We start from the raw sequence: 1,452 nt of genomic DNA, 5'->3' as shown, positions 1-1,452 counted from the left end.
AAAATGGACCCCATGTCAAGGACATTTTAAAAAAAGAGGTTAAGCTGCTAAAAGCTGATTTCTGTATTTTACAGGAGTCAGCTTTTTTAAGTTCCATTGGTAACGATAATTATTGTAATAGTCAATGTAATCATCAATTACGAATTTTAGTTCTTCAAAGTTTGTGCAACCTTTATAATCAACTTCATCCTTCATATGCCCAAAAAAAGACTCCTGCGGGGCGTTATCCCAACAATTACCGCGTCTGGACATTGATTGTCCTAGATTGTTTAATTTTAATAATTTCTGGAATTTAGGGCTTGTATAATGAAATCCTTGATCAGAATGAATAAATGCATCTTTAGCTAGTTTGAATTTAATATTAGATTTTAATTTTTTTATAGTATTTATAGCAATATCTAATGATAAACTACTTGATAAGTTATGAGCTAATATCTCATTAGTTGAAGCATCTTTGATGGTCGACAAATAAGCCATCTGGTTATTACCATATGGCAAATACGTAATATCAGTAAGAAGTACTTTGCCAGCTACTCCTTGTTTGAATTTTCTATCAAGAAGATTTGGAACTATTCTATGTTCTTTAGTTGCTTTAGCCATTCTTCTATAGGGATTAGCTTTTCTTATTGGACACACAATATCATACTTTCTCATAATCCTTTGAATACGCTTTCTATTATAGATAATTCCAAAATCATTTTCTAAAAGCATTTTTATTGAACGAGATCCCTTTTTGTATCCTCTATAATTAAATGCTTTTAGTATATTATCTCTAACTAATAAATCATCATTATTACGTTTTATTTTTACTGACTTACTCTTTAAAAATCTATAATAACCGGAACGTGAAACGCCTGCAACTTGACATAAATGGCTAACTATAGAATTAAATTTAGAATTTTTAGTTATTCCTTTAATTAAACTAAATGCTTTTGCTGCAACTAATTTACCTTTTCTCACCTGCCTTTCGTGCAGCTCTAATTTTTTTAAAAGCTCAACCTCCGCCTTTAAATATTCAATTTCAGCAGTTTGTTTTGCTATTAATTCATCTTTGCTAAGTTCACGCTGACGCGGACGCCCACTATTTTTCCTTCTTGTATCATCTAAACCTATAACTCCATTTTTCTTATAAGCATTTCTCCATCTGCTAGAAGAACACTCAATACGCTTTGTTCCAATTAGATTAGTATCAAAGCCAGCTTCTTCAAAAATAATTCTTGATGATTTTCCATTGTTATATTCCGCAATAAAATGAATTTTAAATTCATTTGTATATGTAATAGATTTTTCACTTACATTTCGAACATATTTATTATTTGATAGAACTTCTATATCTTGTTTTGAAAAAGTTTTTTTACTCACTACTAAACACCTCATTATTTTATTGTACAAAAAAAGACCTTATATAGATAGACTCTTTTTATAAGTGTCTACTATATAGGGTCCATTTTA

Annotated in this window: 1 protein-coding gene; it reads right to left on the bottom strand. The window is 29.5% G+C overall.

Annotated features, from left to right (window positions below):
* Positions 1-39 precede the first annotated feature (39 nt).
* A complete protein-coding gene (locus AAT22_RS11365) occupies positions 40-1,362 on the bottom strand; it encodes an IS3 family transposase (RefSeq protein ID WP_047001319.1) in 1,323 nt (440 codons plus the stop codon).
* Positions 1,363-1,452: the final 90 nt, after the last annotated feature.

Origin of the sequence: Clostridium sp. C8 (assembly GCF_001010885.1) — a bacterium.
Classification (GTDB): Bacteria; Bacillota; Clostridia; order Clostridiales; family Clostridiaceae; genus Clostridium; species Clostridium sartagoforme.
The sequence above is the reverse complement of the archived record's forward strand: the minus strand, read 5'-3'. Positions and strand labels throughout refer to the sequence as shown.